General features: G+C 54.8%; 17 protein-coding genes and 1 riboswitch. Of the genes, 4 read left to right on the top strand and 13 right to left on the bottom strand.

Annotation, left to right across the window (positions count from 1 at the left end; all coding sequences use genetic code 11):
• Window positions 1–70: 70 nt before the first annotated feature.
• The 7 genes from JNUCC32_RS29945 to JNUCC32_RS29915 form a co-directional block, all read right to left on the bottom strand.
• Window positions 71–1,003 (bottom strand): sensor histidine kinase, encoded by a 933-nt coding sequence (locus JNUCC32_RS29945; protein ID WP_323373489.1) that lies wholly within the window; start codon window positions 1,001–1,003, stop codon window positions 71–73.
• Window positions 1,003–1,653: a response regulator transcription factor gene (locus JNUCC32_RS29940; protein ID WP_249732825.1), complete on the bottom strand. Its 651-nt coding sequence runs from the start codon at window positions 1,651–1,653 to the stop codon at window positions 1,003–1,005. Before JNUCC32_RS29940 ends, JNUCC32_RS29945 begins: the two co-directional genes overlap by 1 nt.
• Before the next feature lie 524 nt (window positions 1,654–2,177).
• Window positions 2,178–2,537, bottom strand: a complete 360-nt coding sequence (locus tag JNUCC32_RS29935) for a DMT family transporter (RefSeq protein ID WP_192570611.1) — start codon at window positions 2,535–2,537, stop codon at window positions 2,178–2,180.
• A 4-nt stretch (window positions 2,538–2,541) separates the two neighbouring features.
• Window positions 2,542–3,111 carry a TetR/AcrR family transcriptional regulator gene (locus tag JNUCC32_RS29930; protein WP_009594579.1) on the bottom strand — a complete coding sequence of 190 codons (570 nt, stop codon included), beginning with the start codon at window positions 3,109–3,111 and terminating at the stop codon, window positions 2,542–2,544.
• 156 nt (window positions 3,112–3,267) lie between these two features.
• Entirely contained in the window at window positions 3,268–4,074 is an 807-nt protein-coding gene (locus JNUCC32_RS29925) for an energy-coupling factor transporter transmembrane component T family protein (RefSeq protein WP_192570610.1), read from the bottom strand.
• Window positions 4,071–5,747, bottom strand: a complete 1,677-nt coding sequence (locus JNUCC32_RS29920; RefSeq protein ID WP_228468846.1) for an ABC transporter ATP-binding protein — start codon at window positions 5,745–5,747, stop codon at window positions 4,071–4,073. The genes JNUCC32_RS29925 and JNUCC32_RS29920 overlap by 4 nt, the downstream gene beginning before the upstream one ends.
• The gene (locus tag JNUCC32_RS29915) at window positions 5,740–6,369 is read right to left on the bottom strand and encodes an ECF transporter S component (RefSeq protein WP_015737384.1); all 630 of its coding nucleotides are present in this window, start codon (window positions 6,367–6,369) and stop codon (window positions 5,740–5,742) included. The genes JNUCC32_RS29920 and JNUCC32_RS29915 overlap by 8 nt, the downstream gene beginning before the upstream one ends.
• A gap of 91 nt (window positions 6,370–6,460) precedes the next feature.
• Window positions 6,461–6,573, bottom strand: a riboswitch (TPP riboswitch).
• A 165-nt stretch (window positions 6,574–6,738) separates the two neighbouring features.
• Here JNUCC32_RS29915 and asd point away from each other — a divergent pair.
• The gene (gene asd / locus JNUCC32_RS29910; RefSeq protein WP_015737385.1) at window positions 6,739–7,542 is read left to right on the top strand and encodes an archaetidylserine decarboxylase; all 804 of its coding nucleotides are present in this window, start codon (window positions 6,739–6,741) and stop codon (window positions 7,540–7,542) included.
• A gap of 63 nt (window positions 7,543–7,605) precedes the next feature.
• Here the strand turns inward: asd and JNUCC32_RS29905 are convergent, their stop codons facing one another.
• From JNUCC32_RS29905 to JNUCC32_RS29895, 3 genes are all read right to left on the bottom strand, one after another.
• Window positions 7,606–8,460 (bottom strand): SDR family oxidoreductase, encoded by an 855-nt coding sequence (locus JNUCC32_RS29905; protein WP_192570609.1) that lies wholly within the window; start codon window positions 8,458–8,460, stop codon window positions 7,606–7,608.
• A 614-nt stretch (window positions 8,461–9,074) separates the two neighbouring features.
• The gene (locus tag JNUCC32_RS29900) at window positions 9,075–9,860 is read right to left on the bottom strand and encodes a helix-turn-helix domain-containing protein (protein WP_009594561.1); all 786 of its coding nucleotides are present in this window, start codon (window positions 9,858–9,860) and stop codon (window positions 9,075–9,077) included.
• Window positions 9,861–9,919: 59 nt separating this feature from the next.
• On the bottom strand, window positions 9,920–11,386 hold the full coding sequence (locus JNUCC32_RS29895; protein ID WP_192570608.1) for a MocR-like pyridoxine biosynthesis transcription factor PdxR: 1,467 nt from the start codon (window positions 11,384–11,386) through the stop codon (window positions 9,920–9,922).
• Between the two features lie 127 nt (window positions 11,387–11,513).
• Here JNUCC32_RS29895 and JNUCC32_RS29890 point away from each other — a divergent pair, with 127 nt between their 5' ends.
• The 3 genes from JNUCC32_RS29890 (at window position 11,514) to JNUCC32_RS29880 (ending at window position 13,843) form a co-directional block, all read left to right on the top strand.
• Window positions 11,514–12,128: a pyridoxamine 5'-phosphate oxidase family protein gene (locus JNUCC32_RS29890; RefSeq protein WP_096776619.1), complete on the top strand. Its 615-nt coding sequence runs from the start codon at window positions 11,514–11,516 to the stop codon at window positions 12,126–12,128.
• A 125-nt stretch (window positions 12,129–12,253) separates the two neighbouring features.
• Window positions 12,254–13,552: an aminotransferase class I/II-fold pyridoxal phosphate-dependent enzyme gene (locus tag JNUCC32_RS29885; RefSeq protein WP_009592117.1), complete on the top strand. Its 1,299-nt coding sequence runs from the start codon at window positions 12,254–12,256 to the stop codon at window positions 13,550–13,552.
• 168 nt (window positions 13,553–13,720) lie between these two features.
• Window positions 13,721–13,843 (top strand): hypothetical protein, encoded by a 123-nt coding sequence (locus JNUCC32_RS29880; RefSeq protein ID WP_009592125.1) that lies wholly within the window; start codon window positions 13,721–13,723, stop codon window positions 13,841–13,843.
• Window positions 13,844–13,982: 139 nt separating this feature from the next.
• On the opposite strand, the gene JNUCC32_RS29875 is transcribed toward JNUCC32_RS29880, so the two are convergent.
• The 3 genes from JNUCC32_RS29875 to JNUCC32_RS29865 all read right to left on the bottom strand — a co-directional run bounded on the left by JNUCC32_RS29875 (window position 13,983) and on the right by JNUCC32_RS29865 (window position 17,426).
• A complete protein-coding gene (locus JNUCC32_RS29875) occupies window positions 13,983–15,203 on the bottom strand; it encodes an ABC transporter permease (protein WP_192570607.1) in 1,221 nt (406 codons plus the stop codon).
• A complete protein-coding gene (locus JNUCC32_RS29870; protein WP_015737390.1) occupies window positions 15,200–15,952 on the bottom strand; it encodes an ABC transporter ATP-binding protein in 753 nt (250 codons plus the stop codon). Before JNUCC32_RS29870 ends, JNUCC32_RS29875 begins: the two co-directional genes overlap by 4 nt.
• 127 nt (window positions 15,953–16,079) lie before the next feature.
• The gene (locus JNUCC32_RS29865; RefSeq protein ID WP_009592124.1) at window positions 16,080–17,426 is read right to left on the bottom strand and encodes a DEAD/DEAH box helicase; all 1,347 of its coding nucleotides are present in this window, start codon (window positions 17,424–17,426) and stop codon (window positions 16,080–16,082) included.
• Between the last annotated feature and the right edge of the window lie 22 nt (window positions 17,427–17,448).

The raw sequence follows: 17,448 nt of genomic DNA, 5'->3' as shown, positions 1-17,448 counted from the left end.
AAGAATCGATCCCGTCTCCTACGCTACTTTCGCTTTTTGTCTAGCACTAATATGATGTTAAGAAGCCGCGCTACGATAGCTTCTTTAACGAGATCGTGAAAACGGTCCGTTCATACGGCTTGCTTGTGACGCGAATTTCCCCGCCCATCAGCTCGATCAGTCTTTTCGTAATCGTCAGACCCAAACCGCTGCCCTGGAATCTTTTATTCCTTGAATCCTCCAGCGTATACATCCGCTCGAAAATAAGCTCTTGATCCCGTTCATGAATACCTTTGCCTTTGTCCCAAATGTCGATAAGCACCCGGCCCTGCTCATCCCGCAGCTTCATGCCGATCACCTTGCCCTGTGAACCATAACGGATCGCATTGCTCAGCACATTGTTAAATGCGCGGGTTAGTCCTTCTTCATTGCCCCATGCATAAAGCGGCGTTTCCGGAATATCGATGTCAGCCTGCAACCCTTCGGATTCGATTAGATCATAAAACATCAGCATGCTGTTTCTGGAAATTTCATTGATATGTATGCGGGTCAGGGGCATCTCCTTATCCCCCGATTCCAGCTTGGCCAGGTCAAAAAAACGGTTGATCAACTCTACGATCTCTACAGTCTTCGTATGCACCTTATCCAGTAGCCGCTCCCTTTCCTCCATTGGCAAGTCGGCCTTCTGGTTCAACGTTTCGATATAACCGAGCACCACAGTAAGCGGCGTCTTCAAATCATGCGATATGTTTGCCAACATCCGGCGCATCGCGATTTCTGTACGCATAAATCCTGTCTCGGACTGCCTGGTTTGCAAAAGCAAGTGATTGATGGCAATCAACAGTCTACGATATCCTGGATCCTCCGTAAAAAGCAGCAGTTGCTCCTGCGAGGACGAATCCTCAATCGTATTCAGTTTATCGATGATGTAGCCGAGCTGCTTAGCTCTTTTTTTCCGACCCATCCACTGCATCACATTCAGCAACGCCAACATGATCACAACAATCAGCAGAACGGCAACCACTAAAATTCCCCCAAACGGTAGCCGATGCCCCACAGCGTTTTGATGTACTGCGGATCGGAGGGCTGATCTTCAATTTTGTCGCGCAAACGGCTCATATGCACATTAATGACATTTTCATCGCCGAAATAGTCGTCATTCCAGACGGATGTGAAAATGTGCTGCTTGGTGAATACCTTTTTCGGATTCGTCATAAACAGCTTTAAGATTTGCAGTTCTTTGGCCGTCAGCTTGATCTCCTGGCCGTTTTTGGTCACGGTCAAATGATCCAGATCCATCTCTAGTTCATGGACCCGGATGATTTTATTTTGCTCAGTTGGGGGTGCTATTACATAAGCCGTCACGCGGCGGATAGCGGCCTTCACTCTCGCCGTCAGCTCAATCATCGAAAAAGGTTTCGTAATATAGTCATCCGCGCCAAAACCAAGGCCGAGCGCCTTGTCCACTTCCCCATCCTTTGCGGATACGATCAGTACCGGCACATGGCTTTTCTCCCTGATTTTTTTAAGAAAATCCATGCCGCTGATCTTGGGCAGCATCATATCCAGCAGTACGAGGTCATAATCTCGCTTCGCAAACCGCTCGAGCGCCTCCTCTCCGTCTTTGGCAAGCACCACCTGAAAACCTTCCATCGTCAAATAGCTCTCTACCATCTCGCCAATCGAGCTGTCATCCTCTACAAGAAGTATGTTCGAAGCCACGTCATTCACGCCTTTCTTTTTACGTCCATAACTCTAATATACTGGAAACAACGGCCCCAAGGTATATTCAGATTCATCTTCAAATAACCGCTCAAACTAAAATAACCCCACAAACTGATCTGTTGCAGCCTTGCGTACCGCCGAGTGTCGCATGAAGCACGTGTACAAAAATACAAATCGAAGGCTGCATGACCCGCATCTTTTAAATGTGAGGGATGCACAATGGACGCTATTTTAGAACGTTGTTGCGGTCTGGACGTTCATCAAGCTAGGTTGTTGCTTGTGTTTTAACCGGCCCCTTTGAATCAAAAGTCGAATCAAGCAGTTAAAACGTTTGGAACGACTACAAACGAACTGTATCAGCTGCGGGATTGGCTTCAGTCTCACCAGGTTTCCCATGTTGCCCTGGAAAGCACCGGGGTACTTTGGATTCCCGTGTGGAACATTCTGAAGGGGAGTTTCCAGCTTGTTCGCCCTCAATGACCGGACTGGTGCATCTTCGGTTGATCCTGCGCATGCGCGCTGCCGGATAAATTGAGCAGCACAACGCCCGCGATGATCAGCAGAATCGAGAATACCTTGAGCCCGTTGATCTGCTCCGCAAAGAACATGTAACCGATCAGCGTAATGATCATGATCCCGAGTCCCGACCAGATCGCGTAAGCCACGGATATTTCAATCTGCTTCAGGCTCAATGTCAGGAAGCTCAAGCTGCAAATATAGAACACGACCAGCAGCACGCTTGGCAGCGGTTTGCTGAATCCTTCCGACAGCTTCATGTTCAGCGTGCCCGCCACCTCGAACAGAATAGCCAAACTTAGATAGACCCAATGCATAATCTCAAGACCCCTTCCGTTTCTCAGCGGCAATGCCGAACAATAAAATATCCATGACGGACTGCAGCAGCTCCCCCAGCGGCAGTTGATGCTTCACCGTCGCCCTCGAATCGTAAATCTGATGGAGCGACCCAAGGTACAGGTCGATGAACAGCGGCATATGAATCCGTTTGATGCTGCCCTCGGCCATGCCCTGCTCCATGAGCTCGGTGACAATGCCCCATTCTTCCCGGAAAAAGGTGTCCAGCTTCTCCCACTGCGGATAATGCGACCGCTTCAGATCCGGCAGCATCCCCAAATCCATCTTCTCCATCTCCTGAGGCAGGCAGATCAGGATCTGATGGATTTTCTCCAGAACGGTAAGCGTCTCGTCCGCCGCAATTTCGCGTTCGCGCTGCTGGATGTGACGAATCATCCCGTCAATGATATGCTCAACGATTTCTTCCTTGGATGAAAAATGCTCATAAATCGTCCGTTTGCTAATCGCAAGGCCGCGGGCCAGATCACTGACCGTAAACGTAAACCCCTGCCGCTGAATCAAACGGATCGTTTCATTTAATATTCGCTCGCGCAAGTGACCAAACCCTCTTTCTGGTACTGAAAATACTTTATTGGTACCATTAGTATTATAACGCCTCAATCAGCATAAAATCCAGACCCTCTGGAGTTATCAACAAAAAAAGAGCCTGCTTACAAGCCGTAAGCAGGCCCTTGTCCGGAGAACAACGGTTTAATCAAACCGCACGTCGCCAATGCCGAACCAAGGAAAATATCCGGCCGCAATATAGGCGCAGCAGGCGGCGGCTGCCAGTAAACCGACGACCAGAAGATCGTAGCGGGAATATCGTGACGGGTAATAATACGTTCGGGCCTTCGCCCGGTCCCCGTCAAATTGCTTCGCCTCCATCGCAGCAGCCACCCGGTGTGCCCGGCGGATGCTTTGCGCCAGCAGCGGCACCACATACATGCCTGCACGGTTCACCATGCCGCGAACTCCCCGAATCGGGCGGACTCCCCGTACCTTCAAAGCCTGGCGGCGGATCACATATTCCTCCCAGACCATCGGCAGCAGCCGGATCGAGGCCATGAAGCTGTACGCATACTTCGGCGCCAGCCTCAGCTTCTGCATCAGGCTGTAGAACAAATCCACCGAGGACGTTGTCGTCACGAGCAGCAGCCCTTCTGACGCAAAGGCAATCCCCTTAAAGCCCAGATGCAGTCCCCGATAGAAGCTTTCTTCCGATACCCGGAACAATCCCCATTCCCACCAGATCGTCTCCCCCTTACCGAACAGCATCATGGAAGAGGCGGACGATATGAAGGCAAGCAGGAACGGAATGAAAAACAGCAGCATCTTCCACGGCTTCACCCCGCTGAGCACCACGAGGCAAATCATAAAGATAAAGGCCTGATACATGACGAAATCAAGATCATGGGTCAGCACCGTCATAAAAAACAGCGCACAGATCAGTCCCAGCTTCACCACCGGATTCGCCCGGTGCAGCCAAGTGATCCGCACAGGATTCCATATATTCATGCATTCACCCCCGTATGGAGATGACCGGATGCAGCCAGCGTATCCCGCGACGCATCGGCGTGATTCGCATTGCCCGTCTCCCGTCCGGATTCCGTCCCGCTACACCAGCGCGGGGAAGGCAAACTTGACGTCAACCGCCCTTCCCGAATCTCCCAGATGTGCGTGGCCGCCCGCTGCGCGATCTCCATTTCATGGGTCACCATGAGAATGGCGGTTCCGGAGCGGCGCAGCCGTTCGCACATCTCCAGAATCGCGAACGTGTTCCGCGCATCCTGTCCGAAGGTCGGTTCATCCAGGAGCAGGACGGCCGGCTGCCTTGCCATGGCCGTGGCAACGCTCAGCCGGCGCTTCTGGCCTGTCGACAGCTGGTACGGGTGCCTGTTATCCATGCCGTCCAGCCCAAAGCGTTCCAGGCAGCGGTCGGCCCGTGCCTTCGCTTCTTCCGGCGGCATATGGTCCACCAGCAGCGAGTACATCACCTCATCGCCGATACGTTCCGTCAGAAACTGAAGCTCCGGATTCTGAAACACGAATCCGATTTGGCGCAGCTGCCGCTCTCTCTTCTTCCGCACTGTCCTGCGCTTGCCCTGGATGACCTCCTCCCCGCAGAGCACATAGGTCCCTTCGGCGCGCAGGAGCCCCATCAAACTGAGCAGCAACGAGCTTTTGCCTGCGCCGTTGGGCCCGATCACCGCAATGAAATCTCCGGGATATACCTCAGCCGAAGAAAGAGAGACGACCGGTTTCTCCCATCGCAGTCCCCGGAAATCATCTAACCGAATGACAGGCTCCCCAAGGTGGGCATACGATGAGTCTGCCTCAGGCATGAGACTTCCCAGCTCATCGCCTGGCGCGTCTACCGGAGCAAACAGCTCCCTTCCTGCCCGAGACTCCGCATAATCCTCCCATACGCCGGGATACCAGATGCCATACGCCTGAAGCTCGCTCGCATATTCGGCGAATATCGCTGCCGGCGGACCATCGCCCAGAATGGCGCCATCCGGGGTGAACAGCACCACGCGGTCCACGTATTGGGCCATTTCTTCAATCCGGTGCTCCACGATAATCAGCGTACGCCCTTCCGATACGGCCTTCACCGCTGACCAGATTTGCTCCCTGCCTTCCGGGTCGAGCAGGGCGGACGGCTCATCGAGGAACAGCACCTCCGGCTCCAGCAGAAGGGCCGAAGCCAGCGCAAGCCTCTGCTTCATCCCCTGCGACAGATGACCGATCGGCATATGCAGCTCCTGAAGGTCAAGCCCAACCTCATGCAGGACGGCTTGCATTCGCTCCTTCATCTCGTCGCGGGGAACGCTGAGGTTCTCCAGCACGAAGGCCAGCTCTTCATCCACGTACGGCATGCAGAACTGGGTATCCGGATCTTGGAATACATATCCCCAAGAGCGAGGCACCAGCTGGGCTTCGCATTTCATCGGCACCTCCGTGGCGCGGGGAATCATCCCGCTAAGCACCTGAAGCAGCGTGGATTTGCCGCAGCCGCTCGGACCGAGCAGCAGCACCTTTTCCCCGCGGGCAGCCGAGAAGGACAAGTCCTTAAACATCAAACGCTCCTCGCCCGGATACTTCAGGCGCAATCCCTCCACATGCACGGCCTGCTCCGTAACCGCCTCCGCGGTTGAAGACGAAACCAAGCGGGCGGCGGTTTTAGACATGACGCGGATCATCCAGTGCTTCATAATCCTTCTTGGACGCAGGGCGCAGCAGGGATGTGACGCCCGTACGGTCCAACGCTTTGGCCAGCAGCAGCATGAGCAAGCCGGCAATGACGGCGCCGCTGAGAATCCGCATGCCATACTTGGCGAGGAACATCCAGGTCTGAAGATCATCGGTATAACTGTAATAGAAGTCCATCACCATCGAGCCGACCGCCGCGCCGGCCCCGGCAATCGCCACCGTCCACGCCGAGGTGCTCCGGTAACGGAACGCCGCGAATACCAATTCCGCGCCCAGCCCTTGAATGAGACCGTACAGCAGCAGCGTCAGTCCCCAGCCGCTCCCGAACAGCACTTCCACGTGGGCCGCCGCCACCTCCGCGATGATGGCCACTCCCGGCTTGCGGATCAGCAGGTAAGCGAGCGTGGCCGCTGCGAACCACATGCCGTATAACAGTTCATCCGCTTCGAAGAACAGCGGTTTCAGCAGATTGTAAACCGATCCCCAGAAATGATAAATGACGCCAAGCACCAGCGATACCAGCACCGTCACCAAAATATCGCTTAAACGCAGCCCTTTTCTAGGCTGTACCCCCAATTTTTCCTGCACTGACGTTCCCATAACAACACATTCCCCTCTCCACCGCTATTTTTGTATAAACACAACAAAAAACCGTCTGGAAAAACGCGCAGACGGAAAAATAGGCCCTATGTAGGCAGGGTCGGATATTCTCTACGCTGGCATTACCCAGTTCAGATTAACGGTCAACAGCGGATAGCAGCTGCAATCTCAGCCTGATTCACTCAAGCCCCCGTATTCCCTATTCGGTTTCATGTTAATCTTAAAATACACATTCGTTCCCCAATTAGCAAGAACCTTTTTTCAAAAATGGCTATTTATTGATTTCCGGCTCATTCTATGTCAATATCAGAGTGATTGGCTTTTCCACCAACGTTTTATTGCCGACACCTATGCACAAAGGAGAATGACATGGCTAAACAATTGCTGCGTCTGATGACCGAGCTGTCCTCCCGCAAGTGGCTGTCCCGCATCATGGGGCATTGTTCCCACAGCCGGCTGAGCCGTCATCTAATACCTGCATTTATACGAATCTACCAAATCCCGGCGCATGAAGCGGAGAAGGAGATCCACGAATACCGTTCGTTGAACGAATTCTTTTCCCGCCGGTTAAAAATAGGCCTGCGCGCCATAGACGACACCGCCGATGCCATGGTAAGCCCCGTCGATGCCACGATTTCGGCGATGTGCGCCGTCAACGCCGGCACCATCCTCAGCGTCAAGGGACAGGATTATACCCTGAGCGAGCTGCTCGCCAAGTCACCGAGAATGGAGAATTATATCAACGGTTATGCATTCGTATTGTATTTAAGCCCGACCGACTATCATCGCATACATTCCCCGGTAACCGGCATTCAAGCGGAAAGCGAGCATTTGAAGGGCCGGGTATACCCCGTGAACGATTTTGCGATGACCCATATCCGAAACGTGCTCAGCCGCAACGAGCGCCTCATTACCTATATTGCCCATGAATTCGGCGAAGTTGCGGTCGTGAAGGTCGGAGCCATGAACGTAAGCAGCATCCGTTATGCCGACGAGAGCGTGAAGAAATACGACATTGGCGACGAACTTGCGTACTTTGAATTCGGCTCTACCGTCGTGCTCTTGACGGAGAACGGCACATTTACACCCCGCGGTGACTTGGAACCGGGCTCCAAGGTGAAGATGGGAGAACTGCTCGGTTTGCTGCACCCTTCCACAGCCCGAAAAGGGTAATTCCTTTCGCCTTCCAAGCATGCGCTATAAGCTAAGTCCATGAAACATTCGACGGATGAAGGATTACCGCCTGTTCAGCAGCCGGTAAATGATCCGCTGAAACAGCCGATCCGGCAGCAGTCCCTTGATCCGCGCGGTCAGCCGCGTGCCTCGGGGCAGCGTATAGCGGAACCTCGGTTTGGTCATGGACGATATGCTTGCCACAAGACGGGCTACCTCCTGCGGATCTCCGCTTTCCCTGGCCGTCCGCTCGGAATAGTCCAGCACGCCCTTCAGCAGACCGCTGTAGGGTGATCCTTCCTTGACCGCCAGCTCCCCAAAACTCTTATTCCAGATCGGCGTGCCGTAGGCACCGGGCTGGACCAGCACGACATCGATGCCAAAGGGCATCAACTCCATGGACAGGCTCTCGCCGAACCCCTCCAACGCAAATTTGGACGCCGCATAGGGACCATAACCCGGAAAGCCGACCCTGCCGCTAATGCTGCTCATGAGAACGATTTTGGACCGTCCGGTCTTGCGCAGCAGCGGGAGCATATGCTGCGTCACCGATACGGTCCCGAAGAAATTCGTCTCCATCTGCTTTCGCCAGCCCCCCAGCGGCACTTCCTCCACCATGCCGCCCACCGCCTCGCCGGCGTTGTTCACCAGCACGTCCAAGCGGCCGAACTTCTGCTCCAGCGCCGAAGCAGCAGCCTTGACCTGCTCCTCGGCACATATATCCAATCGGAAGATGTGAATACGCCCGGTAACATCTGCTTGTTCAGCCTGAGCCAACAGCTCTGCTGCCGCCTCAGGTCTGCGAAGACCCGCGGCCACGTCATAACCTGCTTTTGCCAGCTCCAGACTGATCAGCAGTCCGAACCCGCTCGACGCGCCCGTGACCAGCGCAACCTTCCCTGCTCCCGCCGTTACCACCGGATCACCGCCGGCTCCGTCGATGCCACTTTCTCCTTCACACCCGTCACCCTTCCTATATCCATAATGCCTAATCTGTTTCGAGCTTTGCTCTTAAGCGCTTTATGTATATTCCCAATATATCAAATGTTTGCAATGCAGTCCGAGTCCTGACCTATAAAATTAATCCCAATAAAAAAGGGAGCTTGTCAGCTCCCTTTTGCGTGTTTCCAGCGAAATGCGTATATGATAACGGGATTCAACGTCACCCGTATGTAGGCCAAGGTCCTTTAAAACCAAACGTCCTGATGATCCGGATTCGTTGTCTTCATGCGGCGCAAGCGATTTCTGAAAATACCGCAGCCGCCACGACTGAAGAAACGTCCACGCACCCGTCTTCTTGGGCTCATTCCCCTCTCCCCCCTTCATAAGAAAAACGTCTATCGACGTACTTGCATAGAAGACAGACCGCATTTAACGGAAGTTTTTCTTGCGATATCAGGAAGGCTCTTGCTTCGAATTTATACTTTCTGATATCTTAAAATGAAACTGTACGTCGTTTTTACCCTAAATCGCTTGCTATGAAACCCATAGTCCCCTTCCACCAAGCAGGTAAGTTATGGAAGGGCGGGGAATCACCGAATTTCGGATGGGCTCTTGCCCGTATACTGCTTAAATTGTCGGCTGAAGAAGAAAATATCCCGATAACCCAGCGCGTCGGCCACTTCCGTTACGTTCATCCCTTGATGCAGCAGCAGATGCTGCGCCCGCTCGATCCGCATCTGAATGATATAGGATTGCACCGGCGTGCCGATCAGCTCCTTGAACTTGATCGAGAAGTAGCGGGGAGACAACCCCGCTCTGGCCGCCAAATCCTCGACCCGATGGGGAACCCCCGGGTGCTGGCGGACGTAATTCGCGATTTCATGGATCGCCTCGGACAGCTGATTGCTTGCTTTTTTGACCACCGGCGCATCCAGATCCGAGCGCAGCAGATGAATCATCAGCTGCTTCAGAATGAGCTGGCCCTCTTCCAGTGAACCATAGGGCTTGTCCAGATACAAACGCACATAGCGTGCAAGCAAATATTCGAAATCCATCGTTTCCGTCAGCTTGCGATAAGATGCCGGAATCTCTTCGACCGGGTCGGTCACGTCAAAATGGATATATGTCAATACGAGCGGCTTCTGCGGATTGTGCGTCGCGCTCGTATGATCTCCGGGTCGGAACAGGAAGCAGCTTCCCTTTCCCACGGTAAAGGGCTCGTCATTTAGCTCGACCGTGCCTTCGCCGCTCCATACATAGAACAAATCGTAGTTCTGCATGGGCCTTTCGCGTTTTTGCCATTTCCAGCCCGGCTCGCAAACGATTTTGGCAAGCGCAGGCATGATTATAAACGAAGACGGCGATGCATTCAGCATCTCGTCATAACCCCCTCATCTCATTCAAAAATTGACCTCTTTCCCATCATACCCGTTTTTTATGTTTTTTGCATGTCCCGCCATGCCAGCGCCATCCGGGCAACCCCTTCTTCGATGCTGGATATGCCGAGATGCGAGAAGCCGAAGCAGGCGGCAGGCGGCCCGGGCGTACGATGATAGGCCGCCGCATCCCGAAACATGACGCCGCGCTTGCGGGCAGCCTCCTGGAACAGGGCATACTCTTCCGCGGAGCGCAGCCAGTTCGCGTAAACGTGAAGGCCGGCATCGCCGGGGTGAAGGCGAAACAAGCCCGAGGCATGGGTTTCCATCCCATGGCGAAGCGCCTCATACCGCGCGCCGTACAGCCGGGTCATTCTTCTGAGATGCCTCCCGTAACCTCCCCTTACAATAAAGCGGGCCAAGGCGCGCTGCTCCAATACGGCTGGCGAGATCGGCTCGTACAGGGCCTTGGCCTGAACGACCGCCTCAACCAGGCTCGGGGGAAGCACGGCATAACCGATGCGGAGGCCGGTGAACATCGTTTTGGAGAATGAGCCGACAAAGATGACGCGTCCCTCGTCGTCCAGCATTTTCAGAGGTTCGATCGGCTTGCCGCCCCAGCGGAATTCGCTGTCGTAATCATCCTCGATAATAAAGGCCTGACGGCTTCGCGCCCAATTCAGCAGCGCCCTTCTTCGCTCCAGCGGCAGCACCGCGCCCGTCGGGTATTGACGGCTGGGGCTTACGACAAGCAGGCCGGCATCCCATTCGCACGGAATCAATCCGGCATCGTCGACAGGGGACGGCAGCGGAATTCCTCCGCTCAAGCTTATGCCCCGGTGGATTCCCTGATAACCCGGATCCTCCATCACCACGTGATCGCCGGGATCAACCAGCAGTTGGAATATCAGGACAAGCCCCTGCATGGAACCGCTGAAAACCACGATATGCTCGGGATCCGCCTGTATGCCCCGCGTGAACCGAAGGTGTCCGGCTATCGCCCGGCGCAGTTCGATATCCCCTTCCGGCGGCGCTCCGTTCTGCAGCTCGGCTCCCCCGCTTCCGCCTGCATAGGATAACGCGCTCCGCCACTCCGAATAAGGGAAATCCTCCATGGGCATCCTCGCATTCGCGAAAGAGATCGTACCCGGGGGAGGCTCCTTCAGCAGCAGCTGTGCCGAGACATATTCCCCGCTTTGGCTCATCAGTCGCTGCCCCCAAGCGGAGAGCGCCGGCGCCCGCTCGGCCAATGGTGGCTGGCCTGCCGTGGCAGCGATTCCCTCGGCCACGTATGTTCCGCTGCCCTGCCGGGATACGACGTAGCCCTCGGCCATGAGCATGTCATAACACTGCGCGGCCGATCCCCTGGACACCCCGTAGAGCCTGGCCAGCTCGCGGGTTGCGGGAAGCCTCGTGCCTTCCGGCAGCTTGCCGCTATGAATCGCGGCGCGAATCGCGTGGTACAGAGCCAAATATTTATATCGATATTGTTCCACATAGGTCTCGAACGGCAATCCAAGCTCCATGGCGATGTCTCCTCTATTTTGGGATTACGATCAAATTGGACTATACAAATTACTCTAAATTGGCGCTTTTTCCTTGTCAATGAACATCGTATGCTGTTATTCAAAATGATAGGGGGAGCATGTAACCATGAGAAGAGACGAATTTGCGATGGAGGATCCCCAAGAGATCGAGGACTTCCTTCGCGGGATGAGTTTTGGTTTCCTTGGAACAGCCGATGAAGAGGGAATCCCGCGTGTAACGCCTTTGAATTTTGCCTATGTCAACGGAGCGTTCTATTTTCACGGCAGCCGGATGGGGGAGAAAATGGACCATCTCCGCCGGACGCCCGCCGTATGCTTCACCATTGCGGATGAGTATGCCCTCATCCCTTCCTATTTCTCCGACCCCGAGATGGCATGCCCGGCCACGGCCTATTTCAAAAGCGTAACCGCTATCGGCGAGGCCGTGATCGTGGACGATCTGGAGGAAAAGGCGCTTGCGATGGAGGCGCTGATGCAAAAGCTGCAGCCTGAAGGCGGATACCGCGCCATCGACGCGAATGACCGGGCTTACACCTCCAGGCTGAAAGGGGTAGCCGTCATCCGGCTGACTCCGCAGCGAATGAGCGCCAAGTTCAAGTTCGGCCAGAACCTGAAGCCCGATCGGCTCCAAGCCGTCGTCGAAGGCCTGGAATGCCGCGGCAAGAATCGGGACGAGGAGACGGCAGGACTGATTTGCAAGTATCACCCTGGACCGCGTTAAAGCATTACATTTATCCGTGACGGTTCCTGGGGTAGGTGGTATAATGTTAGGCAATGAAAACGTAAAGGCAACTTGTCACCTGCTCTTACCTTAACCAAAAGTATTCGGAAGGAAGGAATCAGTTCATGAACCCATTGGTTGGTCAATTGAATGGAAAAATGCAAGCTGGCAATCCGCATGTGTACGACATGCTCTCCACACTCGGCAGGGAAATCTACTTCCCGAAGGAAGGCATCCTGAGCCAATCCGCGGAAGCGACGAGCCATGCGAAAAAATATAACGCTACGATCGGCATTGCAACCGAGGGCGGAATCCCGATGCATCTGGGCGTCATCCAAGACAAACTTTCGGCATACCAGCCGAAGGATCTGTACCCGTATGCCCCTCCGGCCGGCAAGCCGGAGCTTCGCTCCGTATGGCGGAACAAGATGATTCAGGAGAATCCTTCGCTTGAAGGCAAGAGCTTCAGCAATCCGATCGTCACGAATGCGCTGACGCATGGACTTAGCATCGTAGCCGATTTGTTCGTGGATGAAGGGGATGCCGTCATTTATCCCGACAAAAACTGGGAAAATTACGAGCTGACCTTCGGCATTCGCCGCCATGGCATTCATGTAACCTATCCTCTCTTCACGGACGATATGAAATTTAACGCCGACGGACTTCGTCAGGCTCTGCTGAGCCAGAAGGATAAAGGCAAGGCCGTCGTTCTGCTGAACTTCCCGAACAACCCGACGGGTTACACGCCCGGCGCGGAGGAAGGTGCGGCCATCGTGTCCGCGATTCAGGAAGCTGCCGAGGCCGGCATGAACGTTGTCGTCGTAACGGATGATGCGTATTTCGGCTTGTTCTTTGAAGATTCGCTGAAGGAATCGCTCTTCGGACGCCTGGCGGGCCTTCATCCTCGCGTGCTTCCCGTGAAAGTCGACGGTGCTACGAAGGAAGAATTCGTATGGGGATTCCGGGTCGGCTTCATTACGTATGCGGCTGAAGACAAAGACGTGCTGGACGCTCTGGAGCAGAAAACGCTCGGCATTATCCGCGCAACGATATCCAGTGCCTCCCACCCTTCGCAGACCTTTGTTCTGGAGGCGCTGAAATCGCCGGAATTCCACGAGCAGAAGGAAGAGAAATTCGTCATCATGAAGGGCCGAGCCAACAAAGTGAAGTCCATCCTCGACAGCGGCAAATACGGCGATGTTTGGGAGTACTATCCGTTCAACTCCGGCTACTTCATGTGCCTTAAGCTGAACACGGTAAACGCCGAGGAGCTCCGCTCCCATCTCATTCATGAGTATGGCGTAGGAACCATCGCCCTTGGCGAGCATGATCTCCGGATCGCCTTCTCCTGTATTGACGAGGAGTATTTGGAGGATCTGTTCGACCTGGTCTACAAAGGGATTCAGGATCTGCAGAAGGCTTGATGATCCATGCATCCGAATATATAAACGTTTAGGTAAAATAAAGACCGGGAATTCTCCCCGGTCTTTATTTTTTCTTCTGCCATATCTAAACGCTCGCCCATACACATAGACCAATAGCTACATACAATACCGTGTACTATAAATCAACGAACCGAAAGGGGAATGAACATGGGTGCAGTTGAAGAAGTAAGACACGGTGGATACGGCGGATACGGCGGTGGATATGGAGTCGGAGCAATCCTGGTTCTCTTTATCCTGCTCGTTATCATCACTCGTTCTTTCTGGGTGTAATGACAACCAGATAACAGCTATACTAGAAATCGCAGGTCGCCACACGACGCACTGCGATTTCTGCAGCCAACCCTAACCCATACGATAATTACCGATAGAAGGCCGGGACGCTAACGTCCCGGCCTCTTCCCTTTTTATTCTATTCGTCGTCATCGTCTTCGCGCCGGCTCTTTCGGGCAGCGGCGCTTCGGAACAGGAACACAATCGCGATGCCTGCAGCCATCGTACCGAGTATCCGCCCTGGCGCGCTAAGGATGCCCGGAACGAGCGGAAGCCACAGCAGTACGGCCCAGAACAGCTGTACCTGGAAGATCAGCTTGCCTTCATTGTCGCGGCGAGTTCCTTCCGGAAGCGGATAGACGTGCAGCCAGAACGATTCCGGATGCAGCTTGCGCAGCGCAGACAATTGGAGCCCGACAATCATCAGGCTGATCAGATATACAAGCGCCGATACCAGGCTGTCCCGGGTGGCCCATACGATAAAGGCTCCAAGCAGTCCGACACGGATCAGAATGCCCAGAATATCGCTGCGTGTCAGGCTCTTGATAAGAAGAAAGCGATAGGCGCTCTCCTTCTTCCACGCCAATCCTTTCCCCCATCCGGACAGCCATTTCCGCGCATGGACGCGCTGCTCCCGCTGAGGCACATTCACGAACCAGCTCAGCACCATCATAACCCGGCTTGCCTGCCGCTGCTCGACGGCGATTAATCGCTCCCAGGCGACCAAGTGTTTGACGGGAACGGATAACGCGGCAACATACGTGAGGCCGAGCAGCGCCATGAACAGGAGGGCACGGCCCGTTGGATGCCATAGCCAGGCAGCCAGGCTCAGTGCCGGAACGATCCAGCGGAGTGCCCGATAGGCCGCTGCCGCGTTCCGTGATACCATAAGCTGCTCCTTCCAGCTGCCATAGCTGGACAGCAGCTTGAACACGGTCAGGACGGCAAACGTAGCCAGCAGCGTCTTTGGCGAAGCATCGCTGCGTATGTATAGAGGCCATAGAATGAGCAGGACCAATCCCATGCCGATTATTTTATATATGACTCCGCTAAACCATGCTTTGCGGAAATAATCCTTCATTCGGGATTCCTGCGGAATGAGGAACACCGTATCCGCCGTGCGCAGATACGTGCGAATGCTGCTGTTGATCATGAGGGGCGCAAGGAAAATCAGCATGATCCAGCGTATCGGCAGATCTGGCGGAACTTGCTGCAGAAGTGCGGTATACCATGCCGCGAATGCAATCAGCAGGAACAGGAATACGACGGCGACGCCGCTCTGTATGACATAACCCAGATAGGGAAGGATTTCACCCCAGAACTGCCCGCGTCGTTTGACATACAGCTCACGCAGATTCATTCGCCCTTACCGTCCTGAATCAGCACATTGAACAGCTCTTCCAGGGACATGCCCGGTCTTCCCGCTTGATCCTGTATTTCCTTCAGCGTCCCCTGAGCAATGATGCTGCCGCGGTGCAGCACGATGAACCGGTCGCAATAATTCTCGATCGTCGAGAGAATATGGGAGCTTAGCAATACGGATGCGCCGGATGCTTTCAATTCCAGCATAAAGTCAAGCAGCGAGCGGATCCCGAGCGGATCAAGCCCAAGGAAGGGCTCGTCGATGATGTACAGCGACGGTCTCGCGACGAACGCGCACATGATCATCACTTTTTGGCGCATGCCCTTGGACAAATGCGTGGACAGGCTGTCCATCTTTTCTTCCATTCGGAACATCTTCGACAGCTGCGCCGAGCGCGTCTCATAATCCTCGCGGGACACGCCGTAGGAACGAGCCGTAAATTCCAAATGCTCGCGCACCGTCATCTCCTCATACAGCAGCGGGGATTCGGGAACGAAAGCCAAGGCGCTGTGATACGCTTCCGAATGCTCCGAGCGGCTCTTCCCCTGGACCTGGATGATCCCCTTTTGCGGATTCATCAGACCGAGGATATGCTTCATCGTCGTACTCTTGCCCGCGCCGTTCAGGCCGATCAAACCTACCATTTCCCCCGGTTCCACCTGAAAGGTTACGTCATGCAGAACCGGTCGGTTTATGCTATATCCGCCGCTTAATCCTTGAACAGACAATACCGGCTGTTCGCTCATTATCGATCACCTCTTATTCTGAAAAGAGTCCAATCCACACGGATGATGACCTTACCGAATCCGCATAAATCGGACCCAAAAAACAACATCATTGCTGCAAGCCCCTACGCTCGCGGTGGCCGCAGCTTTAGCCCCGTGGAGGCTTGTTCTTCAACCATTTCGGAGCGCCCTTGTTCTTGCGGTCGCGCTCCCGTTCACTTTGACGCTCGCCCGATGCCTTGCCGTTTCCGGACTTGCCATTGACGCTGATGGACGCGGGCTTTCGGGCAGGCTTGTCTTTTCGGGCAGCCCCCGCAGCCGACCCGCGGGGACCTTGACCCCGATCGGTCGGAGCGGAACGCGGGGTTCTTACCTTGCCGCCATACAGGGCGCGTTCTTCGATCGATATGCCCAGCTCGCGATTGAACTTGCGCATGATGAACGTTTGACGGTCCGTGACAAGCGTAATCGCCATGCCGCTCCGCCCCATGCGTCCCGTGCGGCCTGCGCGGTGCGTGTAATGCTCGGCATCAATCGGCGGATCGTAATTGATCACCATGCCGAGCCCTTCGATATCGAGCCCCCGGGCGGCGACATCGCTAGCCACCAGAAGCTTGGTGCGCCCTTCTCTAAACGCGTTCAAAACCCGGCTCCGGGTCATCTTGTCGGCGTCCCCGTAAAGGGCAGCTGCGTTTAATCCAAGGTAATTAAGCTTCGCCTCCACCTCTGCCAAATCCTCGGTGGCATTGACGAACACGATCGCACGGTCGGGATTGTAATGCCGAACCACGCGGCGCAGCATGTCCAGCTTGTCGCGCTCTTCCGAGACGAAATAATAATGCTCCAGCGCGGACGGCGTCCGACGCTCCGGATCGATCCCGATTTCAACGGGCTGATCCATCTCCTTCTTCACGAGCTCGGCCGTCTCCGGACTCACCGTTGCGGATAAGAAGACCAGTTGACGGTCGCGCAAGGCACTGCGCAGGATGCGATCCACATCGCCGGCGCCGCCCAGATTAAACACCTGGTCCACCTCGTCCACCACGATCGTGGTCACTTGGTGCATTTTCAGCTTCCGGATTTCGATCAGTTCCCGCACGCGTCCCGGCGTTCCCACGATCAGCTGCGGATGCAGCCGCAGCTTCTCAATCTGACGCTTGGCCGCGGCACCGCCGATCAGGCCGAGCACGCCGATTCCGCGGGCTTCCCCGTAGCGCTCGCTCTCTCTCACAATCTGAACGGCGAGCTCCTGCGTTGGAGCGAGAATCAGTTTCTGGGCTCCCTTGATCTCCGGATCGATGCCCTGAAGAACGGGCAGCAAATAAGCAAGCGTCTTTCCCGTGCCCGTCTGGGAAGTCGCCAGCACGTCCTTGCCTTCGAGTATGGGAGGAATCGCCTCAGCCTGAACGGGAGAAGGCGTGACAATGCCGAACTCCGCCAATCGGGAGGACAAATCCTCCGCTATTCCTAATGTATGAAATGTAGTTCCAGTCATATGTTAGTCCATCCTTTTTTTA

The sequence above is a fragment of the Paenibacillus sp. JNUCC32 genome (assembly GCF_014863545.1).
Lineage (GTDB): Bacteria > Bacillota > Bacilli > Paenibacillales > Paenibacillaceae > Paenibacillus_AQ > Paenibacillus_AQ lautus_A.
The sequence above is the reverse complement of the archived record's forward strand: the minus strand, read 5'-3'. Positions and strand labels throughout refer to the sequence as shown.